The sequence below is a fragment of the Paraburkholderia strydomiana genome, assembly GCF_031456815.1.
In the GTDB taxonomy this organism is placed as follows: domain Bacteria; phylum Pseudomonadota; class Gammaproteobacteria; order Burkholderiales; family Burkholderiaceae; genus Paraburkholderia; species Paraburkholderia caledonica.
Genome location: NZ_JAVDVL010000010.1, coordinates 123,348 through 150,072 on the forward strand (window position 1 = coordinate 123,348; position 26,725 = coordinate 150,072).

21 protein-coding genes are annotated in these 26,725 nt (G+C 63.3%); 15 read left to right on the forward strand and 6 right to left on the reverse strand.

What is annotated here, in order from left to right; translation table 11 throughout:
- Positions 1-78: 78 nt before the first annotated feature.
- From J2W46_RS24665 to J2W46_RS24690, 6 genes are all read left to right on the forward strand, one after another.
- On the forward strand, positions 79-1,812 hold the full coding sequence (locus J2W46_RS24665; RefSeq protein ID WP_027804977.1) for a ClcB-like voltage-gated chloride channel protein: 1,734 nt from the start codon (positions 79-81) through the stop codon (positions 1,810-1,812).
- A gap of 153 nt (positions 1,813-1,965) precedes the next feature.
- Positions 1,966-3,303 carry a C45 family autoproteolytic acyltransferase/hydolase gene (locus tag J2W46_RS24670; protein WP_087752554.1) on the forward strand — a complete coding sequence of 446 codons (1,338 nt, stop codon included), beginning with the start codon at positions 1,966-1,968 and terminating at the stop codon, positions 3,301-3,303.
- A 247-nt stretch (positions 3,304-3,550) separates the two neighbouring features.
- Positions 3,551-3,805 carry a hypothetical protein gene (locus tag J2W46_RS24675; RefSeq protein WP_020070220.1) on the forward strand — a complete coding sequence of 85 codons (255 nt, stop codon included), beginning with the start codon at positions 3,551-3,553 and terminating at the stop codon, positions 3,803-3,805.
- Positions 3,806-4,131: 326 nt separating this feature from the next.
- Positions 4,132-4,362, forward strand: coding sequence for a DUF2795 domain-containing protein (locus tag J2W46_RS24680; RefSeq protein WP_087752555.1), 231 nt, complete (start codon positions 4,132-4,134; stop codon positions 4,360-4,362).
- Positions 4,359-5,276 carry an AraC family transcriptional regulator gene (locus J2W46_RS24685; protein WP_310357040.1) on the forward strand — a complete coding sequence of 306 codons (918 nt, stop codon included), beginning with the start codon at positions 4,359-4,361 and terminating at the stop codon, positions 5,274-5,276. The genes J2W46_RS24680 and J2W46_RS24685 overlap by 4 nt, the downstream gene beginning before the upstream one ends.
- 118 nt (positions 5,277-5,394) lie before the next feature.
- Entirely contained in the window at positions 5,395-5,784 is a 390-nt protein-coding gene (locus J2W46_RS24690) for a cupin domain-containing protein (protein WP_204520954.1), read from the forward strand.
- Positions 5,785-5,797: 13 nt separating this feature from the next.
- Here J2W46_RS24690 and J2W46_RS24695 read toward each other — a convergent pair whose 3' ends face one another.
- Positions 5,798-6,808, reverse strand: coding sequence for a LysR family transcriptional regulator (locus J2W46_RS24695; RefSeq protein ID WP_310357044.1), 1,011 nt, complete (start codon positions 6,806-6,808; stop codon positions 5,798-5,800).
- A 273-nt stretch (positions 6,809-7,081) separates the two neighbouring features.
- Here J2W46_RS24695 and J2W46_RS24700 point away from each other — a divergent pair, with 273 nt between their 5' ends.
- A complete protein-coding gene (locus J2W46_RS24700) occupies positions 7,082-7,294 on the forward strand; it encodes a hypothetical protein (protein ID WP_020070213.1) in 213 nt (70 codons plus the stop codon).
- Between the two features lie 48 nt (positions 7,295-7,342).
- Here the strand turns inward: J2W46_RS24700 and J2W46_RS24705 are convergent, their stop codons facing one another.
- Positions 7,343-7,960: a TetR/AcrR family transcriptional regulator gene (locus J2W46_RS24705; protein WP_020070212.1), complete on the reverse strand. Its 618-nt coding sequence runs from the start codon at positions 7,958-7,960 to the stop codon at positions 7,343-7,345.
- A gap of 218 nt (positions 7,961-8,178) precedes the next feature.
- On the opposite strand from J2W46_RS24705, the gene J2W46_RS24710 reads away from it, so the two are divergent.
- The 3 genes from J2W46_RS24710 to J2W46_RS24720 are packed head-to-tail and all read left to right on the forward strand — an operon-like array spanning position 8,179 to position 14,032.
- Complete coding sequence (locus tag J2W46_RS24710; RefSeq protein WP_310357047.1) at positions 8,179-9,348, forward strand: efflux RND transporter periplasmic adaptor subunit; 1,170 nt, start codon at positions 8,179-8,181, stop codon at positions 9,346-9,348.
- Positions 9,345-12,473 (forward strand): efflux RND transporter permease subunit, encoded by a 3,129-nt coding sequence (locus tag J2W46_RS24715; protein ID WP_088176705.1) that lies wholly within the window; start codon positions 9,345-9,347, stop codon positions 12,471-12,473. The genes J2W46_RS24710 and J2W46_RS24715 overlap by 4 nt, the downstream gene beginning before the upstream one ends.
- A gap of 2 nt (positions 12,474-12,475) precedes the next feature.
- Positions 12,476-14,032, forward strand: a complete 1,557-nt coding sequence (locus J2W46_RS24720; protein WP_310357052.1) for an efflux transporter outer membrane subunit — start codon at positions 12,476-12,478, stop codon at positions 14,030-14,032.
- A 337-nt stretch (positions 14,033-14,369) separates the two neighbouring features.
- On the opposite strand, the gene J2W46_RS24725 is transcribed toward J2W46_RS24720, so the two are convergent.
- Positions 14,370-15,248: a lipid A biosynthesis lauroyl acyltransferase gene (locus J2W46_RS24725; RefSeq protein ID WP_027804975.1), complete on the reverse strand. Its 879-nt coding sequence runs from the start codon at positions 15,246-15,248 to the stop codon at positions 14,370-14,372.
- A gap of 360 nt (positions 15,249-15,608) precedes the next feature.
- Entirely contained in the window at positions 15,609-18,110 is a 2,502-nt protein-coding gene (locus J2W46_RS24730) for a penicillin-binding protein 1A (protein WP_027804974.1), read from the reverse strand.
- A gap of 475 nt (positions 18,111-18,585) precedes the next feature.
- Between J2W46_RS24730 and J2W46_RS24735 the strand changes: the two genes are divergently transcribed.
- From J2W46_RS24735 to J2W46_RS24745, 3 genes are all read left to right on the forward strand, one after another.
- Positions 18,586-19,218, forward strand: a complete 633-nt coding sequence (locus J2W46_RS24735) for a hypothetical protein (protein WP_310357056.1) — start codon at positions 18,586-18,588, stop codon at positions 19,216-19,218.
- Positions 19,219-19,664: 446 nt separating this feature from the next.
- Positions 19,665-20,345 carry a PspA/IM30 family protein gene (locus J2W46_RS24740; RefSeq protein ID WP_020070205.1) on the forward strand — a complete coding sequence of 227 codons (681 nt, stop codon included), beginning with the start codon at positions 19,665-19,667 and terminating at the stop codon, positions 20,343-20,345.
- 103 nt (positions 20,346-20,448) lie between these two features.
- Complete coding sequence (locus J2W46_RS24745) at positions 20,449-21,666, forward strand: tetratricopeptide repeat protein (RefSeq protein ID WP_310357059.1); 1,218 nt, start codon at positions 20,449-20,451, stop codon at positions 21,664-21,666.
- 107 nt (positions 21,667-21,773) lie between these two features.
- Here J2W46_RS24745 and J2W46_RS24750 read toward each other — a convergent pair whose 3' ends face one another.
- Positions 21,774-22,502: a TetR family transcriptional regulator gene (locus J2W46_RS24750; protein ID WP_310357064.1), complete on the reverse strand. Its 729-nt coding sequence runs from the start codon at positions 22,500-22,502 to the stop codon at positions 21,774-21,776.
- Positions 22,503-22,686: 184 nt separating this feature from the next.
- Between J2W46_RS24750 and J2W46_RS24755 the strand changes: the two genes are divergently transcribed.
- Together J2W46_RS24755 and J2W46_RS24760 are read left to right on the forward strand one after the other, a co-directional pair.
- A complete protein-coding gene (locus J2W46_RS24755) occupies positions 22,687-24,186 on the forward strand; it encodes a flavin-containing monooxygenase (protein ID WP_310357263.1) in 1,500 nt (499 codons plus the stop codon).
- Positions 24,187-24,257: 71 nt separating this feature from the next.
- Positions 24,258-25,280 (forward strand): alpha/beta fold hydrolase, encoded by a 1,023-nt coding sequence (locus J2W46_RS24760; protein WP_310357065.1) that lies wholly within the window; start codon positions 24,258-24,260, stop codon positions 25,278-25,280.
- 422 nt (positions 25,281-25,702) lie between these two features.
- Here J2W46_RS24760 and J2W46_RS24765 read toward each other — a convergent pair whose 3' ends face one another.
- Positions 25,703-26,620, reverse strand: coding sequence for a LysR substrate-binding domain-containing protein (locus tag J2W46_RS24765; RefSeq protein WP_310357067.1), 918 nt, complete (start codon positions 26,618-26,620; stop codon positions 25,703-25,705).
- Between the last annotated feature and the right edge of the window lie 105 nt (positions 26,621-26,725).

Here is a 26,725-nt window from a genome sequence, read left to right on the forward strand (position 1 = left end):
CGCCCGCTTCGTCCAGCGGGCGCGCTGCCGTTGTCGTGCGCGCTTTTCTAACTTTTCATCACGCCCCGTACCGTCGACGTGCTCTCATTCCTGCTGAAGCTGCGCACCCGCGCCCATGACCTTTTCCGTCTCTCCGACGCCCATACGATGCTCGTCTGGTCCGTGGTCGTCGGCGTCGCGGGCGCCTTTGCGACGATCGCATTCCGTCAGGGCATCGAGTTGCTGCAACTGCTGGTGGCCGGCAAGTCCGGCAGCTTCGTGGAAATGGCGCGCAGCCTGCCGTGGACGGTGCGGATCTGGCTGCCGGCGGCGGGCGGGCTCGTCGCCGGTTTCCTGCTGCTGATCGCGCAGCGTCACGCGGACAAATGCAATCACATCGACTACATGGAGGCGGTGGCGATCGGCGACGGCGTGGTGCCCGTGAAGCTGAGCCTGTGGCGCAGCCTCTCGTCGCTGTTCACGATTTCGAGCGGCGGATCGATCGGCCGCGAAGGTCCGATGGTCCAGCTTGCCGCGCTTGCCGCCTCGCTGATCGGACGCTGGGTCCACTTCGATCCGCCGCGGCTGCGCCTGCTGGTCGCGTGCGGCGCGGCGGCGGGCATTACATCGGCGTATAACGCGCCGATCGCGGGCGCGTTCTTCGTGACTGAAATCGTGCTCGGCTCGATCGCAATGGAGAGCTTCGGGCCGGTCGTGGTCGCCGCCGTCGTCGCCAATATCACGATGCGCGAGTTCGCTGGTTACAAGCCGCCGTACGAAATGCCGGTGTTTCCGCCGGTGGCGGGCATCGAAGTGCTGCTGTTCGTCGCGCTCGGACTGCTGTGCGGCGCGGCGGCGCCGCAGTTTTTGCGACTGCTCGACGGCTCGAAGAAATTGTTTCGCAAGCTGCCGTTGCCGCTGCCCGCGCGGCTCGCGCTTGGCGGGCTCGTCGTCGGCATTCTGTCGGTCTGGACGCCGGAGGTCTGGGGCAATGGCTACAGCGTCGTCAACTCGGTGCTGCACTCGCCGTGGACGTGGACCGCGCTCGTCGTCGTGCTGGTGTTCAAGCTGGTGGCAACGGCGGCCACCGCGGGCTCCGGAGCCGTAGGCGGTGTGTTCACGCCGACGCTTTTCGTCGGCGCCGTGGTCGGCTCGCTGTTCGGCCTCGCCATGCATGCGCTGTGGCCGCATGGCACCTCGGCGCCGTTCGCGTATGCAATGGTCGGCATGGGCGCATTCCTCGCGGGCGCCACACAGGCGCCGCTGATGGCGATCCTGATGATCTTCGAGATGACGCTCAGCTACCAGGTCGTGCTGCCGCTGATGCTGTCGTGCGTGGTTGCGTATTTCGTGTCGCGCGCGATCGGCAAGACCTCGATGTATGAAATCACGCTGCGCCGCAATCAGGAAGAAATGGAGCGCACTCGCCTGCGTGCCACGCAGATGCGCGAGCTGATCCGTCCCGCGCAAACCGTCGTGCCGCCCAACGCGACCGTGCACGACATGACGCGGGTATTTCTCGAATATCCGGTGAAGTATCTGTATGTGGCAAACGAATCGGGCGCATTTCTCGGCGTGGTCGCATTGAAGGACATCACCTCCGACCTGCTCGACAAGCGCGACACCTCGACACGAACGGCCGCCGACTATCTTCAGCCGCATTTCGACGTGCTCACGCCCGACATGCCGCTCGGCGTCGCGCTGCAGCACTTCATGGCTTTCCAGGGCGAGAGGCTGCCGGTTGTGGAAAGCGCCGCGCATCCGCGCCTCGCGGGTGTGGTCTATAAGACGTCGCTGCTCGACGCGTATTTCCGCATGAATCCGACGCGCTGACGCCAGTCGGCGCGGGACCAGGCGCGGGCGCGGGCCGGCGCCATGCAAAGCACGACAAATTCTCTACAATGGGAAGACGCTGCGGTCACGCGCCGCAGTGCGGTTACGCGAAGACGGGCGCGCCGGGACGCCCGCCATTCGATCGGAGCGAAGATGAGCGAACCGTCCCTCGACGCTGTACGCCGCGACCAGGCGGGCTGGATTTTCCTGCACATCGAAGGCGAGCCGTACGATCGCGGCGAACAGCACGGCCAGTTGCTTTCCGCGGAAATTCACAACGCTATCCGAACCGCCCGCTACCTCGCGAAGTGGGACACAGGGGAAGATTTCGACACGTTCGTCGAAGCCGCCGTCTCCCAGTTCGCCAACAAGCTCGACACCGAATTCGCCGATGAAATCCAGGGCATCGCCGACGGCGCAAAGCTGCCGTTCGCCGAAGTGCTCGCCTGGAACGGCTACATGGATCTACTCCAAAGCTGGTGGCCCGCGCACGCGGCCGAGCAGAAACCAAGCCTCGGGCTCAAACCGTGGCGCGGCCGGCGCGGACATCATTGCAGCGCGTTCATCGCAACGGGCAATGCGACCCGCGACGGCCGCATCGTGATGGCGCACAATTCCTGGGACCGCTATGCCGCCGGCGACGCATTCAATGTCGTGTTCGACATCGTGCCAGACCAGGGCAACCGGATTCTGATGCAGGGCGTGCCAGGCTGTATTTCGAGCCTCACCGATTTCTGGGTGACGGAAGCCGGATTGATGGTGACCGAAACCACCATATCGAACTTCGTGGGCTACAACGCGGCGGGTGCGCCCGAGTTCTACCGCTCGCGGCGGGCGTCGCAGTACGCGAACAGCATCGGCGAATGGTGCGAGATGTTCTCGATTGCGAACAACGGCGGCTACGCGAACAGCTGGCTGCTGGGCGACACGAAGACCGGCGAAATCGCGCGCTACGAACTGGGGCTGCACTATTCGGGCTTCGAAAGCACGAAGAACGGCTTTTACAGCGGCTACAACACGGCGACCGATCTGAAGATCCGCAATCAGGAATGCATCGGCGAAGGCGAAGACTATACGGACGTGCGCAAAAACGGCGCGCGACGTTTGCGCTTCATGCAGCTGGAGGAGATGCACCGCGGCAAGATCGACGCGGAACTCGCCAAGGCGATGATCGCCGACCATCACGACGTCTATCTGGATCGCAGCGACAACCCCTGCTCGCGCACGATCTGCGGGCATCTCGAACTGGATGACGCGCGCTTTGGCGGCTCGGATCACGGGCCTTTCAACCCTTGGGGCGCGAACGACGGCAAAGTGGTCGACAGCGAGATGGCGCGCGAAATGGCGTTCGCCGCGCGCTGGGGTCATCCGTGCGGGCGGCCGTTCGACGCCCAGGCGTTCATGAAACGGCATCCGCAGTGGAACTGGCTGAACGGCTATATGCGGGACCGGCCGTCATGGCCGTGGACCCGGTTTGAGATTTTGCGCTAGCGGAACGCTAGTTGCGGCTCGGGTTGGCGCTTGGGGCGAATCCGCAATCGGGCTGCCATTCCCGCGCCATTATCGGCGATCTACAATGAGTGGTCGCGAAGCGCGCGTTGCAGGATTTGCGCGTCGGGCATGACGAAAGCGCGCGGCCGGCGAGCCCGGGCCATGCGCGGCTTGCGCCATTCTTTGGTGCGTGGACGGCACAGCACTTGCTCAACCGTTAGCGCCGCATGAGCTTAGGAGGTCGGGCATGAAAACCTCGACACTGTTGACCATGGTGACGCTGTCCGCTTCGTGCTTTGCCGCGCCGGTTCATACGGCGCCGGACGGCATGCCCGCGAACGCCCTTGCCGAAACTGCCAACGCCGCACCCGTCGCCCCGCCGGCGCCGGAGGTGGCGGTCACGGACGAGAATCGTCCACAGGAATGGCAGCATATCGTGTTGCCCAAGTCGCGACATCCCGAACGAGGCTTCGCAGCGCACAGCGAGCGACTGCAGACCTGAGCGCGGCGTTTGAGCTGTGCGCTTGTCTGGCTGGTCGTGAGAACCGCGAAAAAGCGTGGCTGGGCGCGGCTAAGCGGGACTGGGCGGAACCAGGCGCGCTAAGGTTCAACTAGCGTCCCGCTCGACCAGCTTTGACAGCCTCCGAGCGTCCAGAAGAGCGGGAGCGAACTCGATACGACGCGAGAATTCCGGGCCCTCGAGTGGCAAGCAGAGGCAGTCACCCGCCAATCCGGCGACAATACGCAACAACAGACGCCGATCGAACGCGAACCAAACCGGCATCCGACCGCCACCAATCCCTCCCAACCGTACCAACAGGAGCTTGCATGACGACATCGTCCATCCCCGGGGAATCCATCGACTTGCAGATCTCCGACGTGCTCAGCGACGTCCACTTCCCGGCGAACAAGGACGCTCTGGTCGATGCCGCCCGCGAAGCCGGCGCGAGCAACGAGGTTCTGTCGATGCTCGACGGCCTGCCTGAACAGGATTACGCCGACGTCGCGTCGGTCACGAAACTGATCGGCGGCAATTACGGGCCGGGTCTGAGCGCGTGAGCGAACTCGCAAAGGCGCCTCGGCGCCTCGCCGCACCGCTGGAACGGCGCGGCGCGGACTGGATTTATCGCTCGCCGCAATCCGGCGGCACGGGCGGCCCGCCCGGCGGCTCCGTCCGTGGCGACATACACGGCGCAGGCGGCATCGAAAGGATCGAGGCGTTCTTCCACGGCGCCGGCTACGCGATGCACCGGCACGATACCTACGCGATCGGCCGCACGCTGGCCGGCGTGCAAAGCTTCCGCTATCGCGGCAGCCTGCGCCACAGTTTGCCCGGCGGCACCATGGTGCTGCATCCGGACGAACCGCACGACGGCCAGGCCGGCACCGGCGAAGGTTTCCGTTACCGCATGGTTTATGTCGACCCGGCTCTCTTCCAGCAGGCGCTCGGCGGCAAGCCCCTACCCTTCGTGCATGGCGGCTTGTCGAACGACCCGCGTCTTTTCGCGGCCACGGAGAATCTGCTGCGCAGCATGGATCGCGCGATGGACCCGCTGGAACAGGACGACGGGCTCTACGAACTGGCCACGGCGCTCGACGCGGCAGCGGGCACCCGGCCCGTGCGCCGCCCGGTGAATTACGCCGCTGCCCGCCGTGCCCGCGAGTATCTGCTGGCGTCGCTCGAACACACGGTGACGCTCGACGAACTCGCGGCGGCCGCAGGACGCGACCGATGGAGCCTGTCGCACGATTTCCGCGCGCTGTTCGGCACGAGCCCGCACCGTTACCTCACGATGCGGCGTCTCGATCTCGTGCGTCAACTCGCGCTGGCCGGCATGCCGCTCGCCGACGCCTCCGCCGCGACCGGCTTCTCAGACCAGAGTCACATGACGCGGCACTTCAAACGCACATGGGGCGTGGCGCCCGCACAGTGGCTCAACATGCTCGGGGCTACATCGCCAGTCACGCGCTAGGGGCGAAAATGCCGCGCGTCGCGCGCGGCGCTCGCCCACGAACGTTCAAGACTCGCCGGCACTTCGCGCAGTACGCTCGTTCCAGAGACGTCAATCATCTTTGGAGAAGGAGCACAGCATGTCGGATAGTCAGCCAACCCAGCAAACCTACCGCGCGATCAATTTCGCTGACAAGCTCGCGCTGTTCAGCGATCAATGGCAAGCGCGGGTCGTCGCGGAAATGAACGACTACCAGTTCAAGGTCGTGCGCATCGAGGGCGATTTCGTGTGGCACCAGCACGCGGACACGGACGAAACATTCATCGTGCTGGACGGCCAGTTGCGCATCGACATGCGCGACGGCTTTGTGATGCTGTCCGCGGGCGAAATGTTCGTCGTGCCGAAAGGAACCGAGCACAAGCCGTTTGCCGAACGCGAGGTCAAGCTGCTGCTCATCGAGCCGCGCGGCGTCAAAAATACCGGCGACGAAACCAACGAACGAACGGCCGCCAACGACCTGTGGATCTGAGCGCGACTAGCCCTTATGCAGGTAACGGTGCCGACAGCGGCGCGTTTGCAGGCGGGCGCGGCCACGGCTGACAGACCGCGCCGGCAGTTGGGCGCACGTGCTTCGCGCGTCGAGAATCGCGCGCGGGCGCCGTCGCGTCCGACTGGAAATGCTCGACGAGGTGATCGACGAAAGTGCGCACCTTCGCGGGCAGGTGCAGTCGGCTTGGATAGGCGATCGTGATCTCGATCTCCGGCAGACGGTAGTCGCCGAGCAGTTCGACGAGCCGTCCAAACGCGAGGTCGCGCGCGATCAGATAGCTCGGCAGAATAGCCACGCCCATGCCGAGCAGCGCGAATTGCCGCAGCATTTCGCTATTGTTCGCGGCAATCGCGGTCGCGGGCCTCACGCGGACGAGCCCTTCCGGCCCGCTGAACACACGCTCCTCGCCGCCCTGCTCGGGTGGCCGGCTCAGGCACGGATGATCCAGCAGATCTTCCGGCCGCGTCGGCGTGCCATGCTGCGTCAGGTAGGCAGGCGTCGCGCAGACGGTCAGCTGACACGTAGTCAGCCGACGCGTGACGATACTCGCGCTGCGCGCCGGGCGCCCGGCCAGAATACCCACGTCGAAACCCTCTTCGACCAGATCGGCGTGACGGTCGGCGAGCGTCACGTCGGGCAGCACCTCGGGATAGCGCGCGGTGTACGACTGGACCGCCGGCGCGAGGCTCTGCAACCCGAAGACGACCGGCGCCACGATGCGCAGCGTGCCGACCGGTTCGTGATGACGCGCGACCACCATCTGCTCGACGCCGTCGAGGTCGTCGAGAATGTGGCGCACGCGCTCCAGATAAGTCGTGCCCGATTCGGTCAACGAAAGACGACGAGTGGTGCGATTCAGCAGGCGGGTGCCGAGACGCGCCTCCAGATCCGCCACATGGCGGGTGACAACGGCGGTAGAAAGATCCAGCGCGCCCGCCGCGCGGACGAAACTGCCGAGGTCCGCCACCTTGACGAACACGCGCATCGACTGCAATTGATTCATGGGACGACTCCTGCCTCGAGATGCCGGGCCGGCGCAGCGCTGCCGCCTGTATCACCCCGCGCGGCAGGGCTCGCGCGGATTTGCCCAACGAATCGATTGTATCGACCCGACCTGTCCCAACCCTGACCTGTACATGACAATCACGTCAGCTTTATCGATGCGCACGCCCCATTGTTTCAAGCATTATTGCGGTTTTTGACTAGGTATAAACCCTTAGCCGCTGGTAAGATGGCGACCGGAAGAAATTCATCGCTATACCGTTCGCAAACTGCCATGCCACATCGTTTCCAACTTTTCGAAAAAATCGCGTTTTCTCTGGTCTGCTGGTCCGCCGCGGCCTGCTCGGCTTTCATCGCTTATGAGCGCTGCCCGGATATCCAGGTCGTCCTGCATGCAGGCGAGGAAGTTTTGCGCACCAGCGGGGAGTATTCGTTCGTCTGCGCGAGCCCGGTTGCGGATAGCTGCACGCAACTCGCGACTAACTGATTGAGCCATCGTCGCGTGCAAGGCGGCCGCACGGGCCGCCTCGCGGCGTTATGCGCTGCGGCCAAACACCACGCGCGAAAAGAATCCCGCCAGCACCGCTTCTGCCATTTCACTCGGCACATTCTGCGGATCGACGGTATAGAAGAACTGCACACCGTCGCACAAGCCCATCAGGCCCATGGCCAGCATCTCCGGCGGCAATAGCAGCGGCGTGCCGACCCGCGCCGAAAATTCGCGGACGTAGGCGGCCAATTGTTCGAGCTTCTCGTGCAGGAACGCGTTGAAACGCAGCCTGAAGCGCCCGTCTCGCGCAGCCAGAAGCTTCGCCTCCACCCACAGCAAAAAGCATTTGTTCTCACGATGCAGGTTGCTGTAATAGCGCATCACGCGCTCTTCCATCACTTCCCGTGTGGCCGCGTTTTCGAAAATGGCCCGCAAACCCGCCTGCATGGTTTCGTGGTCGCGCCGCAGTAGCTCGAGAAACAACTCGTTCTTGCTGCGGAAATTCGAATAAAACGCGCCGCGCGTATAGCCTGCCGCCCCGGCAATGTCTTCGACACTCGCCGCGACAAAGCCCTTCTTCATAAAAATTGCTTGCGCAGCGTCGAGCAGACGCTGACGTGTCTGGTCTTTGCTTTGCTCGCGTGTCAATCGTTGCCGTTTCATGGGCAAGAGTCTAGCACCTAAAAGAATTCCAATTCGCCTCCACATTCAAATACAGGTGTGTATTAGAATGCGAATCATCATTGGAAGTCAGACACGTATGCCAGTTGCATGAACCGGCATGCGCTCTTCGCTGGCGAGCCGCTGCGGCTTGCCGTGTTCGTTCGCTGTCTCCTGTTGGGGTAATTGTGAAGCGTCCCGGTTTTCCCGCATCGTCGGCGATGCGCGAGCAGCCCCATCGTCTCGCGCGGCCAAGGCCTATGCGCCGCGCCGCGTTCGCGCTCGCGCTCGCTCTTGCAGGCGTCGTCGCGTTGAACGCATGTTCGAAGAAAGAAGCAGGCGCGCCCGAGCCGCGTCCGGTGGTTGCCGTCGCGGTTCATGCGGACGGCAATACGGCGCCCGTCACGTCGCTGCCCGGTGAAGTGCAGGCGCGCTATTCGACGCCGCTGTCGTTTCGGGTCGGCGGCAAGATCGTCGAGCGGCGCGTGCGTCTTGGCGACGTGGTCAGGAACGGCCAGATCGTCGCGCGGCTCGACCCGGCGGATGCACAGAAGAACGCAGCCAGCGCGCAGGCCCAACTCGCCGCCGCCGAGCACAGCTATAAATACGCGAAGCAGCAACTGGACCGCGATCAGGCGCAGGCAAAAGAGAATCTGATCGCACCCGCGCAACTCGAGCAGACCACGAATGCGTATGCATCGGCTGCCGCGCAGCGCGATCAGGCGGCGCAGCAGGCGGCCTTAGCGAAAGACCAGTTGCAATACACCACCCTCGTCGCCGATCACGCCGGCGTCATTACCGCGGAGCAGGCCGACACGGGCCAAAATGTGTCGGCAGGCCAGGCGGTGTATAACCTCGCGTGGAGCGGCGAAGTCGACGTAGTCTGCGACGTGCCGGAAAGCGCGCTGGCCGGACTTGCGGTCGGGCAGACGGCAAACGTCACGCTCGGCGCGCTGCCGGGGCGCAAGTTCACGGCGCGTGTGCGCGAACTCTCGCCCGCCGCCGATCCGCAGAGCCGCACCTATCGCGCGAAACTCACACTCGACAATCCGGGCCCCGACGTACGCCTCGGCATGACCGCGGACATCGCGTTGTCCGCGCCGGCGCCGTCATCGGCGAGCGGCGCGCAAGGCCAGCACGGCTTTATCGTGTTGCCGGCCACTGCGCTCTTCCATGACGGCACGCAGCCCGCCGTGTGGGTCGTGCGTGCCGCGGACAGCATGCTCGAACTGCGCCGCGTCACCGTCGTGCGCTATAACGAACGCACAATCGTCATCAGCCAGGGCCTCAAAGACGGCGAACATGTCGTGCTGCAAGGCGTGCACACCGTGAGCGCCGGCGAGAAAGTCCGCGCAATCGCACCGCTGCATCCCGAGGACTTCGCTTCATGAGCACGACGCATGAAGAGGGACGCTTCAACCTGTCCGCGTGGGCGCTGCGTCATCAGGCGCTGGTCGTCTTCCTGATCGCGCTTGCTACCGCATTCGGCATCCTTGCCTACACGCGGCTTGCGCAATCCGAAGATCCACCGTTCACGTTCCGCGTCATGGTGATCCGCACGTTCTGGCCCGGCGCGACCGCGCGGCAGGTGCAGGAACAGGTCACGGACCGCATCGGCCGCAAGTTGCAGGAGACGCCCGCAATCGACTTCGTGCGCAGTTACTCGCGCCCCGGCGAGTCGCTGATGTTCTTCACGATGAAAGACTCGGCGCCGGTGAAGGACGTGCCCGAAACCTGGTATCAGGTGCGCAAGAAAGTCGGCGATATTGCGGCGACCTTGCCGCAAGGCATCCAGGGGCCGTTTTTCAACGACGAGTTCGGCGACGTCTACACCAACATCTACACGCTCGAAGGCGACGGCTTTTCTCCCGCGCAACTGCATGATTACGCGGACCAGTTGCGCACTGTTCTGCTGCGCGTGCCCGGCGTTGCCAAGGTCGATTATTTCGGCGATCCGGATCAGCACATCTACATCGAAATAACGAACACGCAGTTGACGCGTCTCGGCATTTCGCCCCAGCAACTCGGCCAGGCGATCAACTCGCAGAACGCGGTGTCGCAAGCGGGCACGCTCACTACTACCGACGACCGCGTGTTCGTGCGCCCGAGCGGCCAGTTCAAGGACGTGGCCGCGCTCGCCGACACGCTGATTCGCATCAACGGCCGCTCGTTCCGTCTTGGCGACATCGCGACGATCAAGCGCGGCTACGACGATCCGGTCGTCACCCAGATGCGTGCGGGCGGCAAGGCGGTGCTCGGCATCGGCGTGACGATGCAGCCGGGCGGCGACGTGATTCGTCTCGGCAAGGCGCTCGACGCGGAAATGGTCCGCCTGCGCAAAGCCTTGCCCGTTGGCCTGCAACTGACCGAAGTGTCGAGCATGCCGCACGCGGTCGCGCATTCCGTCGACGACTTTCTGGAAGCCGTGGCCGAAGCCGTGGCCATCGTGCTCGTGGTGAGTCTCGTGTCGCTCGGCGTGCGCACCGGCATGGTGGTGGTGATCTCGATTCCGGTCGTGCTCGCCGTCACCGCGCTGTGCATGTACCTGTTCGACATCGGGCTGCACAAGGTGTCGCTCGGCACGCTCGTGCTTGCGCTCGGCCTGCTGGTCGACGATGCGATCATCGCTGTGGAGATGATGGCGGTGAAACTGGAACAAGGCTGGAGCCGCACGCGTGCCGCGGCGTTTGCCTACACCAGTACCGCGTTTCCGATGCTGACCGGTACGCTCGTCACCGTGTCCGGTTTCCTGCCGATTGCATTGGCCAAGTCGAGCACGGGCGAGTACACGCGCTCGATTTTCGAAGTCTCCGCCATCGCGCTGATTGCGTCGTGGCTCGCAGCCGTCGTGTTGATTCCGCTGCTCGGCTATCACCTGCTGCCTGAGCGCAAGCGCGCGGCGCACGAAGCCGACGACCACGAGCACGACATTTACGACACGCGTTTCTACTCACGTCTGCGTGGCTGGATCGGCTGGTGTATCGAACGGCGTTTTATCGTGCTAGCCATCACCGTCGTGTTGTTCGTGCTCGCGATGGCGGGTTTCACGCTCGTGCCGCAACAGTTCTTCCCGAGCTCCGATCGGCCCGAATTGCTGGTAGACGTGAGGCTGCCCGAGGGCGCTTCGTTCAATGCCACGTTGCGCGAGGCGCAGCGGCTCGAAAAAGTGCTGGTGGGACGGCCCGAAATCGATCACACGGTGGATTTCGTCGGCACCGGTGCGCCGCGTTTTTACCTGCCGCTCGACCAGCAGTTGACCCAGCCCAACTTCGCGCAGTTCGTGATTACGGCGAAATCCGTGAAGGACCGCGAGAAACTCGCGCAATGGCTCGAACCCGAGTTGCGCAACAACTTCCCTGCGATTCGCACGCGCCTGTCGCGCCTCGAAAACGGGCCGCCCGTCGGTTATCCGGTGCAGTTCCGCGTGAGTGGCGACGACATCGCGACGGTCCGCTCGATCGCGGAACGCGTTGCCGCGACGCTGCGCAGCGACCACGGCACGCGCAACGTGCAGTTCGATTGGGACGAGCCCGCCGAACGCTCGGTGCGCTTTGAAGTCGACCAGAAGAAGGCCCGGGAACTCGGCGTGAGCTCCGACGACATCTCGAGCTTCCTTGCGATGACACTGTCCGGCTACACCGTCACCCAATACCGCGAGCGCGACAAGCTGATCAGCGTCGATCTGCGTGCGCCGAAGGCCGAGCGCGTGGACCCGGCGAAGCTGCTTACGCTCGCCATGCCGACGCCGAACGGCGCGGTGCCGCTCGGTACGCTCGGGCATCTGCGCAACGATCTGGAGTATGGCGTGATCTGGGAACGCGACCGGCAGCCCACTATCACTGTGCAGTCAGATGTGGCGCCAGGCGCGCAAGGCATCGACGTCACGCATGCTGTCGACAAGGCGCTGGGTCCGATCCGGGCGAACTTGCCCGTTGGTTACCGCATCCAGATAGGCGGCTCGGTCGAGGAAAGCGGCAAGGGCCAGACCTCGATCAATGCGCAGATGCCGATCATGATCATTGCCGTGCTGACGCTGCTGATGATCCAGTTGCAGAGCTTCGCGCGCGTGCTGATGGTGGTGCTCACCGCGCCGCTCGGCCTGATCGGCGTCGTCTTCACGCTGCTGCTGTTCGGCCAGCCGTTCGGCTTCGTCGCAATGCTCGGTGTGATCGCGATGTTCGGCATCATCATGCGTAACTCGGTCATTCTGGTCGACCAGATCGAGCAGGACATTGCTTCGGGGCACAAGCGTTTCGATGCGATCGTCGGCGCCACGGTGCGGCGTTTCCGCCCGATCACGTTGACCGCGGCGGCCGCCGTCCTCGCGCTGATTCCGCTGTTGCGCTCCAACTTCTTTGGTCCGATGGCGACCGCGCTGATGGGCGGCATCACGAGCGCGACCGTCCTCACCTTGTTCTATCTGCCGGCTCTTTACGCCATGTCGTTCAGAGTACGCAACGACGAGCGCGAGCCGCAAACGCCGTCCGCGTCCGGCGCGGCGCATACGGGGAATTGAGCATGATCCACTTCGCACGTTCCTGCGTCGTTCGATGCTTCGGCGGTTTGAAGGCGGCACACCTGCCGTCGAGCGTTGCGTTCGCGGGCTCCGCGTTTGTCTTGGCGGCCTGTTCGTTCGGGCCTAACGGCGAGCCGCCGGCGATGCCGCAGCCAGTCCACTACGGCAGCGAAGCGCAACCGGCGCAGACGGTCGCGGCGCAAGGCGTCGCGCAGCAGTTCGTGGTCGGCGCGAAGCCGGTACCCGAATGGTGGAAGCTGTATCGATCGGACGCGCTGGATGCGCTCGTCGACGAAGGGCTGCGCAACAGCCCGACTCTCGCGGCGACCGAGCAGAGTCTCGCCGCCGCGCGCGAACAGCTGCGCGGCCAGATTGGCAGCTCGATGCTGCCCACCATCGACGCAGGCGGCCAGGCGACGCGCAATCGCGCGCTCGCGATTCCGGAAATTGGTCCAAACACGTTCCTGTACAACATCTTCGTAGGCCAATTGCAGGCGCATTACACGATCGACCTGTTCGGCGCTTCGCGCCTCGCCGACGCTGCGCTGGCCGCACGCGTGAACGTGCAGGCGTATCAGCTGGACGCGGCCCGTCGCGCGCTCGCGGCGAACATCGTGAGCGCCGCGATTACGAGCGCCGCGTTGCGCGCGCAGATCGACACTACCGAACGGCTCGTGACGCTTGCCGACGATCAGGCACGCGACACACAACGACGCTATGCGCTCGGGGCCGTGTCGCACGCCGATCAGTTGAGCGCGCAACAGAGTGCGGCGAGCTTGTCCGCGAGCCTGCCGGGGCTGCGGCAGCAATGGCAGACCACCCATCATGCGTTGGCCGTGCTGCTTGGCCGTACCCCGGACGCCGCGCCAGCCGATGTCGAACTCGCGGGCTTGCATCTGCCCGAGCAGGTGCCGGTGGTTGTGCCGAGCGAACTGTTACAGGCTCGGCCCGACATTCAGGCTGCCGACGCCGCGCTAAAAGCTGCGGCCGCCGATGTGGGCGTAGCAACCGCGCAGATGTACCCGAGCCTGTCGCTAAGCGCATCGATGGGACAAGGCGGCTTCAGCTGGCCCGTCGCGCTCTCCGGTGCGGGCGCCATCTGGAGCATCGGCGCCTCGTTATCGCAGCCGTTATTTCACGGCGGCGCGCTGGTCGCACAGCGCCGCGCGGCGATGAACACCTATGAAGCCACGGTGTCGCAATACAAGCAGACGGTGCTTGCCGCGTTCCAGAATGTCGCCGACACGCTGGCCGCGCTCGAACACGACGCGCAGGCGCTGGACGCCGCGAATACAGCGACGCGTTCCGCTCAGGGAATTTTCGATGAAACCTCCGGCCGCTATCGGCTCGGCGCCGTACCTGTATCGTCAACACGCACGAGCGAGCAGCAATTTCGCAACGCGCAACTCGACGAGATTCGCTATACGAGCGCGCGTCTGACGGACACGGCGGCGCTGTTTCAGGCGATGGGCAATCCGCCCGTCGAGGCGGCGGGATCGAGAGCAAGTCCAGGCGCAACTGCGCGCGCGTCCGGGGCCGAACCAGGCAATCCGAATTGACGCCCCGCACTTATCCCCAGTTGATGTTGAATAGGCTGTTGAAAACTTTCTGACAAGCGGGCTAACTCGTTGAGCCGGCTGGTGTTATGGGTGGCGGCGTGGAATGAAGCATGGGTCGACAGGATGGGAAGCGTCCGTCGGATCAGACGTTGGTAGCCCTATGGTTTTTCGCCCAATGCCTTGCCGAACCAATCTATCCACAGACTTTGTTCACAGCTTTGTGGATAACCATAGGACACAACAGCCAAGTGCTTGAACGCACAAGCGTTTGCCCTTGTGACGCGTTTGCCGCCACTGCCCGCGCAACGACAGCACGCACATACGCGCGCACGCTGCATCAATAAACGCCCGCCTCCCCTTCCGGACGATTCTTAAAGCGCTTGTGCACCCAATAATATTGATCAGGAATCCGTCGCACCTGCGTCTCGAGAAACTCGGTGATCCGTCGTGCGTCCACCGTTACGTCGTTCGACGGAAAACCGGCTAGCGGCTCGAAGATACTCAGCTTGTAGCCGCGATAGCCCGGCAGCACCTCCGTCACGAACGGCACGACCCGGGCGTTCGCCGCGCGCGCCATCCGCGAGACCGATGTGAGCGTGCAGGCCTGGACGCCAAAGAACGGCACGAACACCGAATCGCGCAAACCGAAGTCCATGTCTGCCGCGAGCATTACCGGCGTGCCGTCGCGCAAGGCACGCAACGCGCGCCGCACACTGTCGCTGCGCGGAATCATCTCGGTGCCGAAACGCCCGCGCTGGCGCCTCGCCATCGCGTCGAGCAACAGGTTCGACATCGGCGTGTAAAGCGACGCCACTGGATGCCGCGTCGAATACATCATGCACCCGGCCTCGATGCCGACAAAGTGGAAGCCGACGAAGATCGTCGGTTGAGACCGAACCTCCGCGAGATCGATTGCGCTTTCCACTTCGACGAGACGTGCCAGCGCCTGCGCATTGCCGAACCATTGCGGCCCACGCTCGACATAACTGCGGATCACGTGGCAGAAATGCGCACGCGCAAGACGTTCGCGCGCCGCGTCGCTCATGTCGGGGAAACACAATTTCAGGTTGGTATGCACCACCCGCCGGCGGGTGCTCGGAATCCGGTATAGCAGAGCGCCGACGCCGTTGCCGAACCGCGCGACGAGCCCATACGGCAATATTGCGAAGGCGCGCAGCAGCCCCGTCATCAGACAGATGAGAATTCGACTTTTCAATGCGGAACCCGGTGGATGCTGGAAGGCAAACACGCCGGCAGCTGCGGCTCTTGTGCCGCCAGCGCTCAACGTGGCATGTGCGCGCATCCGGCCGGGTCCGGGCGCGCTTGAGGGATGGTGACGCCTTGCTCGCCGCAAGACGCAGCCATGCTCGAGATACAAACAGCTAACGAATCCAGCCTGCTAATGGACCCCGATCGAGCATCGCAGGCGTGATTAAAACACAGCGTGCGTCTCGCAAACAGAATCGGCAGGCTAGCTACCGGCCGAGCGCCGCCGGAAAGCGTGAAGCCCGCACGTGTCACCGCTGCGGGCACCACGTTGCGCGCGCGGCCGATCGGCCAGCACGCGCATTGTTCATCAAGGCTTGTTCGATTCGAACAGATCCATGATCTGCTTTTTCTCATTGGATGACACGCTTGGCGGCGGCACTGCCGGCGGCGTCAAGCCCGCGGGCCCCACGCCTCCGACCGCGTCGTTCACACCCGCCGTCGGATTCGCCGAGTCGAGACCGATGCTGGCGACAAAACCGTTGCCCGGCGTCATGTCCGAGTAGAACAGTTCGCCGTCGACGGAAGTCACCCCTTGGGGCTGCGCCGGCTCGCTCTGCGGCACGCCGCGTAACGCGCGCTGCATGTACTCGACCCAGATCGGCAGCGCGAGCTGTGCGCCGAATTCGCGGCTGCCGAGCGTCTTCGGCTGGTCGTAACCCATCCACGCGACCGCGACGAGCGATTGCTGATAGCCGGCGAACCAGCCGTCCTTCGCGTCGTTGGTCGTTCCGGTCTTGCCCTGCAGGTCCGACCGATGCAGCACGTTGGTGCCGGCGCCCGTGCCCGCGGTCGCGACCGAATGCAGCAGACTGTTCATGATGTACGCGTTACGCGGCTCAAGCGTGCGCGGCGCGTCGCGACCTGCGGTAAGCGGCTGCGCTTTCGACAGCGGCTCGCCGCGTGCGTCCGTCACTTCGTTGATCAGATACGGGTTGATGCGATAACCGCCGTTCGCAAAGACCGAATACGCCCCCGCCGACTGCAACGGCGTCACGAGCCCCGCGCCGAGTGCCATCGGCAGGTAGGGCGGAGTCTTGTCGGCGTCGAAACCGAAGCGTTGCGTAACGAAGTCTTGCGCGTACTTCGTGCCGATATACGACAGAATCCGGATCGAAACCAGGTTCTTCGACTTCTGCAACGCGAGACGCATCGGCATCGGCCCGTCGGGCTGGTCGTCGTCCTTCGGCTCCCACGCATCACCGCCCGGCGTGCTCGACGGGAAGTACAGCGGTGCGTCGTTGATGATCGTGGCCGGTCCGAGTCCCTTGTCGAGCGCCGCTGAATAAATGAAGGGCTTGAAGCTCGAACCGGGCTGACGCCAGGCTTGCGTGATGTGATTGAACTTGTTCTTGTTGAAGTCGAACCCGCCGACGAGCGCGCGAATCGCACCGTCCTGCGGCGTGAGCGACACGAGCGCGCCCTCCACCTGCGGGAGCTGCGTGATCTGCCAGTTGCCCTTGGCGTCGTTCATCACGCGCACAATCGATCCCGGCCTGATCTTCGTTGCCGCCGCGCCGCGTGCGCTCAACGCACTGGCGGCAAAGCGCAAGCCATCACCGGCGATAGTCACCTGCGTGCCGTCCACCAGTTGCGCCTTCACCTGCTTCGGGCTCGCGTCCGTGACGACCGCGGCGATGATCTCGCCGTTATCGGGATGATCGTTGAGTGCGTCGTCGATCGTCTGATCGCGGTCGTCGCCAGGCGCGGGCAATTGCACGAAGCCTTCCGGCCCGCGATAACCGTGGCGCCGCTCGTAATCCATCACACCCTTGCGCACCGCGCGATACGCGGCGTCCTGGTCGGCGGAATCGATGGTGGTCGTGACATTCAGGCCGCGCGTATAAGTTTCGTCCTTGTACTGCGCGTACATCATCTGGCGAACCATTTCGGCAATGTACTCGGCGTGCACGCTGTATTCGTTGCCGGGGTTCCGCGTGTGAATCTCTTCCTTCACCGCCTGGGCGTACTGCTCCTGGCTGATGTAGCGCAACTCCAGCATGCGCCTGAGAATGTATTCCTGACGGATTTTTGCGCGCTTCGGATTCACGACCGGGTTATACGCGGACGGCGCTTTCGGCAGACCCGCGAGCATCGCGGCCTGCGCAAGCGTGATGTCTTTCAGATCCTTGCCGAAGTACACGCGCGCTGCCGCGGCAAAGCCGTAAGCGCGCTCGCCCAGATAGATCTGGTTCATGTACAGCTCGAGAATCTGGTCCTTCGTCAATGCGCGCTCGATCTTGTAGGCGAGCAGCATTTCGTAGATCTTGCGCGTATAGGTTTTCTCGCTCGACAGAAAGAAGTTGCGCGCGACCTGCATCGTGATCGTGCTCGCGCCCTGCGACGCGCCGCCGTGCGCGAGGTCGGCAAAGCCGGCGCGCAGAATGCCGAGGAAGTCGACCCCGCCGTGCTCGTAAAAGCGATAGTCTTCAATTGCGAGCACTGCTTTCTTCATCTGGTCGGGAATGTCCTGGAAGCGCACGAGACTGCGCCGCTCCTCGCCGAATTCGCCGATCAGCACATGGTCCGCCGTATAAACACGCAGCGGCACTTTCGGACGATAGTCGGTCAGCGCGTCGAGCGAAGGCAGTTGCGGCCCCATCACGACAAGTGCGTAGCCGACGATCAGCGCGCCCACCACGGCGACGATCGCGACGAGGCTCGCGAACCAGATCGCAACCGTCGCGCCGATCGAGCGGCCGCCCTCTTCGGCGTCGCGCGAAGCGGCGTTGCGTCCCTGCGTGCGGTGGTAGGAGTCCCGGTCTTGACCGGCCGGAGATTGCGAGGAATGCGGTCGTTTGATGATTGGCATGACTGGAATAGTGGGCGCGTAACTCAACGCCTTGTTCTCGCGCGTCAGGCGCGCATGAATCGTGAGCGGCGTAGTCTGGGCGCAGACCGCCGTGCGACTCTGTGCCCCGGCGAGTCGCCACGGCGCACCCGGGACATTGTCCGGCGCAACGTAACAGCGCATTTTAAAGAAATCAAGCGGCGCTCAACGGAGTTTTTTTGTAAGAATTCCCTTCGCTTCCAGTCCCGGCGGCAGACCGTGGGTAGATTCGGCAGGCTTGCGAGGCGCTTGCGCACGTTCGCAAAGTTATCCCCAGTTTTTGTTGAAAGGCCTGTGGACAAGACCACAAAAAGCGCGACAACTCGTTGATGTCACGGCATTTTCATGAAGCGCCCGTTTGCGATCGGCGCAACTCGTCATATGATGGACTCCGCGCATGCCGATGTGCGCCGATGCGCGCCGTCAGGCGCCATGCCAACAAGTATGCGAGCCGATCATGACAAAGCCCAGCGAACGCATCGTCGTATTCGTCACGCCCGCGCAGAAACGCGCGATCGCCGCCACTGCGGACGAACTCCGCATCAGCGTCAGCGAGCTCATGCGGCGCGCAGTGCTGAGTTTCAGCGCGACCAGCGAGCAGGTGAAAGCAGCGAGTATCGTCGATCGGCTCAATGTGCCCCGCGCGCCTGATGCGCTCGACGCGGCGCTGCAGCGTGTCGCGCACGACGCGAAGGTTGCGCGCGACGCGCTGCCGGCCGCGTTGCAAACGCGCGTGAGCCTCCGGACCGGTTCGGATGCCAATGGTGCGGGCATTCCGGGCGATTCGACAGCGTCGGCCGCTGCAACTCCGGCTGAAAATGTGCCACCCGTGCCTGCACCTGCCCCGCTGCTGCCTGCTGACGTGCTGGCGGCGCTTACCGCCGAAGTCGACGAAGACGCCGTGGCAACCGCCGAGGCTGTCGCGAGAATGGCGGCGGCACGCGCTGCCGCGATCGAGGAACTGCTGCCCGCCGCCGTGACGGTGCAGACTCACGTGAAAAGCGTGCTGAAGCGCCCTCGTCTCGACCCCATGCGCGATGAAGACGATCCGCACAGCGACCTCGGCCCCGAAGGCGGCCGCTTCGCGTAACCATAGCGATAGCGGGCAGCAATGGAACGCGCAACGTCGATGCAAGTGGCTTGCACCGGCTTGCAAGCGATCGACTGCGCACATTGTCACTCGCTTGCTTGCTAGCAACGGGTGCGCCGTTCACGTTGGCGACACTCGCCGCGAGCACACTGACCAGCTCGCTCATCGCGCCCTTTAAGCCCATTTTAAGAGAGCCCGTGGTGTAATATCCGCGAGCTACTGAGGGACAGGTCGGTGCGCTCATCGCCGAAAACCTTTCGCTTTGTCATGCGATATGTGCACAGGCGAAACCGACAATTTGCTGTTGCGCTATTGCAATCGGCGAGCAAGCCCCGACCTCCGGTCCGAACGCTGCGCAGCTTCTCGCGCGGCGGCGTAAAGTAGTAGTGACAAGCAGTTGAGTGCGCAGGAATATTCAGCGCCGACACCATTCTCTGGAGGTTTTCATGTCGCTTTTTGACAGCATTTCGCGCACGCTAAAAGGTCTCCTCAACGACGCGGCGGACTCGGTGCAAGACCCGTCGCGCGATTCGCGCCAGATCGTACGCGAGCTCGACGAGAGCATCGGCCGCGCCGAGAATTCGCTGATCGAGATCCAGGCGCAAGTGGCCACACAGCAAAGCAAGCGCGATGTTGCCGCCGACAAGGCGAAGAAGTACGAAGACGGCGCAAAGCGCGCGCTGCAATCCGGCGACGAAGCGCTGGCTCGCGAAGCGCTCGGCGCGCAAGCCACGGCCGAAGCAGAACGCGATGCGCTGACCAAGGAACTCTCTACGCTGGAGCCGTCGGTCGCGCAGCTCAAGAGCCAGATCGAGGACATGCGCAGCCGTCGCAACGATCTGAATGCGCGCTCGAACATTCTGCAAGCCAAGCAACAGATCGCCGAAGCGAAAGACGTCGCGGCAACGGCGTTGGGTGGCATCGGCGGGAAAAACCTGTCCGAGGATTTTCAGAAGCTCGAAGACAAGGTCGCGTTGTCGAATGCCCGTTCGGACGCACGTCTGAATTCCGCCGATGTCAAAAGCGGCAAGGCGCTCGACGACAAGCTGGCAGACCTGAACCGCGGCCCGTCGGTGGAAGACCGGCTGGAAGCACTGAAAAAGCAGATCAACTCGCCGGCTCAGTAATTGCGTCGCAGTGTGCGGTATGGCGGCCCCGGTTGGCCGGCCCCCGGTTAGCCGGCCCCCGCAATCGACTGAAGGAGACGGGCGCGTGGCGCCCGGTCTGCAAATGAAAAAAGTTATTGCAAGTGCGTTCGTCTCGCTGATGCTCGTATCCACGGCAGCGTTTGCCGTGCCCACGGTTCAGCAGATCGAATCGGCAATGTCGCAAGGCAACTGGCAGCAGGCCGATGCCGGCCTGTCCGAAGTGCTGAAGGCGCATCCCAACAACGCACATGCGCACTACCTGTACAGCCAGGTGCTCGACCGTGAAGGTCGTTATGGCGACGCGCTCGCGCAAGTCCAGCAGGCCAAGACGCTCGATCCGCAGATCCGTTTCACCGACCCGACGCGCTTCGCGCAAGTCGAGGCACGCATTCGCCGCGACGCCGAACGCACTGCGAGCACGAGCGGCAACGGCGGTGAAAGCGGGATTGGCTCGTTGACGAACCGCACGACCAATCCGTTCGGCCAGCAGAACGCGCCGGCCGTGCAGCAAGCGCCTGAGCGCCATGGTCCTGGCATCGGCATGTGGGTCGGCATTCTGATTCTCGTTGGCGTGATTGCACTGGTGCTGCGTTGGACCTTGCGCCGCGCGCGCTCGCAGGACGATACGCGCGCGGACGACGACCGTCGCGTGCAACTCAAGCGTGCGACCGAGTTGCTCAACTCAGTGCGCTCGCTCAAGCTCGACGTGAAGCTCTCCACGGCGCCGGGCCACGAAGCATTGGAGAAAGAAGTCGAAGCAACGGAGGACCAGTTGCGAACGCTCGTTGAAGCGCTATCGAACAGCAAGAACCCGGTGCCGCCGTATCAACTCGACGAGTTGGAGCAGCGCATCGGCAGCTTGCGTGCCCGAGCCGATGGCCGGCCCGATCCGAATGCAAGCGCCGCGGCTGACAGCGCGCAATCGCCGTATGCACGCGAAGCCGAGCGCTTTGGCAATCCGCAGCAAGGGCCGTATCCGTCGCAGCCGCCCTATCAACAGCAAGGTCCCTATCAACAGCAGCAACCGCCGGTTATCGTGCAGCAAGGCGGCGGTTTCGGCGGCGGCATGGGTGGGCTGCTCACCGGCGTTCTGCTTGGAGAAGCGCTGAACTCCGGACGTGAACGCGTGGTTGAGCGTGACGTGATCGTCGACGATGAAACGCGCCGGCGCGGCAACGATGTCGACAACGGCGGCGGCCTCGACTTCGGCCAGGGCTCGAACGACTGGAACGATAACAGCGGCGGCGGCATCGACATGGGCAGCAGCGACGATTCCGGCGGCTGGAGCGACAACACGTAGCCCTCGCCCGCCGCGTCGCTCAAAGCGCGGTGCACCGTGGTGCACCTGACAATACGATGCAAAACAGGCTCCCTTCATGGAGCCTGTTTTTTTGCACACTCGGCGAATCACGCACGCTTCGATACGGCCGCCTGCACTTCCTCGTGCCGCGCGAGTGACATCGCGCCCGCAAATAGCCGCACGACAAAGCGCTCGGCATAACTCACGAGCGCATCCCGACGGGCGACGTTGGCGTCGACGTTGTCGCTGTCTTCTTCGTTCACGTCCGCATCTGCGCCGATGAACTCCGCTGACAGATGAAATAACTGCAGCACGATCTGCGTGCACACCTCGTCGACGACATCGCGCGGCAGTGCCGGCATCAGTTGCAACTGCACGACGTCGTCCGCCATTTCCGCCGACACCGCATGAAGCGTCGCGCGCACGGCTTCGCGCAACGCAGGCGACGTGCCGTGATACTCAGCTAAAGCGCTCAGAAACGCCTCGCGGTTTTCCAACGCGAACGCGAAGAACGCCACGCATGCGCGCCGTGGCACGCTGTGCGGTTCGTCGTGCGCGGCGAGCCAGCGCTCCCGGCGCAGCATCGGCCGCAACCGCCGGCTTACCGAATCGACGGCTTCGCGCGCGAGGTCGTCGAGCGTATCGAAATGACGATAGAACGTGTTCGGGTTCAGCCCCGCCTCTCGCGCGAGTTCGCGCAGACCGAGGCTCGCGAAGCCGCGCCCGCCCGCGGTCAACCGCAGCGCGGCTTCAATCAGCTTGCGTTTGCCGGCCGGCAATTCCTGAGTGGCCGCAGTGTCGCCGGCATTCGGCACGGCTTCGAATACGGATGTCATGGCCTTGGTGATGGGTTTTGAATCACCGCGCAGCACGCGCGTTTAATAGACGTACTCTAAACGATCTTGACGCGAGGTGCACAGTTGTCTACCCTGCGCGTAACGTTCGAGCGGCCGCCTGTTCGCGGCCACGCCGCGTCTCCTGAATGTCGACATGGCCCGAACTTCCTTGCCGGAGATTGCTGTGACGCCCGCTTCATCCGCCGCATTCGCACAAGCCGCCGCGCCGCGCATTGCAATCGTGGGAAGCGGCTTCGCCGGCATCGGCATGGCCGTGCGTCTGCTAAAAATGGGCATTACGTCGTTCACGCTCTACGAGGCCGCCGCCGACATCGGCGGCACCTGGCGCGACAACACCTATCCGGGCGCCGGGTGCGATGTGCCCTCGCATCTGTATTCGTTTTCTTTCGAACCGAACTCGGCGTGGTCGCGCGAGTTCAGCGGCCAGGCGGAAATTCTCGCCTACCTCAAGCACTGCGCGCGCAAGTACGGCGTGGATCGTTACGTGCGTTGCAATGCACGCGTCGTGGCCGCGCGGTTCGATGAAGCGCGTCACGTGTGGCACATCGAACTGGATGTCGACGGCATGCGCGAGAACGTCGAGGCGGATGTGCTGATCGGAGCAAGCGGTGGACTGTCCCGCCCTTCCATGCCGCAAATTGCGGGGCTCGAGAGTTTCAAAGGCAAGCTGTTTCATTCCGCGCGCTGGGACCACACGTATCCGCTCGAAGGAAAACGCGTCGCGGTTATCGGCACCGGCGCGAGCGCGATCCAGTTCGTGCCGGAAATCCAGCCGCGCGTCGCGCAACTCGATCTGTTCCAGCGCACTGCGCCATGGATCATGCCCAAGCCCAACAAGCGCATTAGCGAACGCGCGCGCTGGCTCTTCGAGCATGTGCCGTTCACGCAGCGAGTTGTACGCAGTGCGATCTACTGGAAGCTCGAATCGCAGGCCATTGCTTTCGTGAGGCATCCGCAACTGATGAAGCGCCCGATGAAGCTGTGTCTCAGCTATCTCGCACGGCGCGTGAAAGACCCGGAACTGCGCGCGAAGCTCACGCCGAACTACCGCCTCGGCTGCAAGCGGGTTCTGCTGTCGAGCAACTACTATCGTGCGCTCGTCGAACCCAACGTGAACGTGATTACAGCGGACATTCGTGAAGTGGTCGCGGACGGCATCATGACACAAGACGGCGCACACCACGCGGCCGATGCGATCATTTGTGGCACCGGCTTTCAGTTCAACGGCTTCGGCGCGCCGTTCGAGGTGACGGGCATCGGTGGCGCGGATCTCCGTGCGCTATGGCTGCGCGACGGTCCAGAAGCGTATCTCGGCACGAGCATCGCCGACTTTCCCAACTTCTTCATGATCGCTGGTCCGAACACCTTTCTCGGCCACAACTCGATGATCTACATGATCGAGTCGCAAGTGCAGTACATCGGCGATTGCCTGCGCGTGCTTCGTGAGCGCAACGTACGCGCGATGGACCTGCGCCCCGACGTGCAACGCGAATACAACGCGCGCCTGCAGAAGAATATGCAGCGCTCCGTGTGGTCGAGCGGCTGCCATAGCTGGTATCAGACAGGAAGCGGCAAGGTGACCGCGCTGTGGCCGGGCTTCACGTTCAGCTTTCGCAAACGGACGCGGCGCGTGCGGCCGCGGGATTATCGCTTCTTGCCTTGATTCGGTAGCGGCTGGGGTTGGTTCGATGTCCGTTTGCAGTTTCGATTCGAACAAAAAGGGAGACGCACAACATGGCAAGTAGAGAACCTCGGTCTTCGGTCTCGTCATCTACGAGACCATCGAACTCTGCCGCGCTGCCGCCGCGCTCGCTCGCCGCTCGCCTCGGCATTACGAGTGTGCCGCGCGACGAATTGCGGCGGCGCTACACGCAAAGCGGCTCCAGGTTCGTCCGGATCATGGGCGCGGATGTCCATTACGTCGACGAAGGCAGTGGCGACACCATCGTGATGATTCATGGTTTCGCGTCTTCGCTGCACACCTGGAACCGTGTCGCCGATGAGCTCAAGCACACCCACCGCGTGATTCGTCTCGACCTGCCGCCGTTTGGCGTGACGGGACCGCTGCGCTCCAGTACAGGCATCATTGAAACGATGAACCTGCCGACCTACCGGCGTTTCATCGACACGTTCCTGCAGGCGCTCGGCGTCTCACGTGCGATATTCATCGGCAATTCGCTTGGCGGGCTTATTGCGTGGGACTACGCGGTGCGTCATCGCGACGCGGTTGAGCGCCTGGTATTGATCGACTCGGCCGGCTTCCCGATGAAGCTGCCCATCTACATCGATCTTTTCAATCACGCGCTGGTCCGCGCGAGTTCGCCGCGATGGCTGCCGGAAATCATCATCAGAAGCGCCGTGCGCGACGTGTATGGCGATGCGCGCAAACTCGACGCCGTCACGCTGCGGCGCTACGTCGACTTTTTTCACGGCGAAGGCACGCGCGCCGCAATCGGCAAGATGGTGCCGACGCTCGATTTCGAAGAACTCGATACAAAAGTGCTGACTACGCTCGTGGTTCCCACGCTCGTCTTGTGGGGCGCGAAGGACCGCTGGATTCCCACTGCGCACGCCGCCGAATTCGCCCGGCGCATTCCGGGCGCGAAGTCGGTTATGTATCCGGGTCTTGGACACATTCCAATGGAAGAAGCGCCCGAGCGCGTGCTTGCCGATTTGCGGGCTTTTCTTGGCGGGAATGCGAGCAACAGTGAAGAGTTGCTGCTCCGGGAAGAAGGCTCGCGACGGGCGTCGGTGTAGGGGGCAGCGGGACGGCGCGCTGGGGGGAAACGGGATGGGTTGGAATCGGCCTGATTGCGAGGTCACGGTCTTACTGACGAATTCGGTCATGTGCCTGTGACGCGGAGCCCGATAAACTGGACTCGGCGGGTTTGTGACGCGAATTGGTTGGGTTTGCCGGAGTGTGAGCTCGGGCTGCGCCGGTTGGTGAACGGCTGAGTGCGGCCAGGAACGGACGATTGAGGCAGTCGTCCAGCTTCAATGGCCACGGTCTCATGCACCCCCGTTCAATGACCGGTTTGCGGCGAGCGAATTGCGGTCGGCACTGCCTCACTCCTGCCAGAAAGTGTCATTCGCGTCTCGTGCGACTCTGAGATTCAGACGACGGCCTGTCAAATAAAACGGCCATTCGATCTCGAAGTGACTGAGCCGGCGTCCATGAACTAGACGGCATAGCGAATGATGCTTTGATCTTGAACACTTGCGACCAACTCGTCCGCGCGCGATAACAGCCGAAGAAGTAACGGGTTTGTATTTGCATCGCTGTATCCCAAGACGAGATCAATCGTCGGAGGGACGCCTGCAAGCGCTCTTGCAACAACGTTTGGCGCCAGCATATTCTGAGCATATAGCGGGATAAGCGTCATGCCCCCAGTTGACGTAACGAGCGACATGGCGGAAGGGAGGTTCTCGCCCTCGTATCCCGCCTTGAGCGTTATGCCGACACTCGATGCGTACTGCTGAATGACGGATTCCAGCACGGGAGAAGTCCTGGAAGAACTGACGTAGATCTGGCTGGCGAGATCCTCCGGCCGCATTCTCTTGCGCGAAGTCAGCCGGTGGTCTGCCGGCAGTACGGCGATTAGCGGCTCCTTTGCCAAAACTTTGAATGAGAGGCCAACGGTCTGTCTCTCGGGACGAAGGAAAGCGACGTCCAGTTTTCCTCGCATCAGCCCAAGGGCGAGTTCGGGAGAAGACTGGCTGCACAGTGTGATCTCGGCATCCGGTGCCTCTTCGCGGAGGATGCGCAGCGCGTGCGGTAACCATACGACTTCCTGTCCCGCAAGGAAGCCCATGGCCAACCTGGGTTTTCCAGGCTGTTCCGCACGCCGTGCGCCGTCGATCGCAGCTTCGACTTGAAGCAGCGCGAGACGCGCGTGATCAAGGAAAATCTTCCCGGCAGCGGTAAGCGCCACGCCGCGTGCCTGGCGCTCCAGCAATTTCACACCCACTTCAAATTCAAGGTCGCGAATCTGCCGGCTCAGTGACGGTTGCGACGTGTGTAGCCGTCGTTGCGCAGCTGTCAACAGACTTCCTTCCTCCGCAACCGCGATGAAATATCGCAGATGGCGAAGTTCCATGGGCTCTCCTGTATGCCTTGGAGGCATAGCTCAAATCATAGAAAGTCTTTGTCATCACGGCAAGCGGTGCCTATATTGCAACGGCAGCAATATCGACGAGCCAAA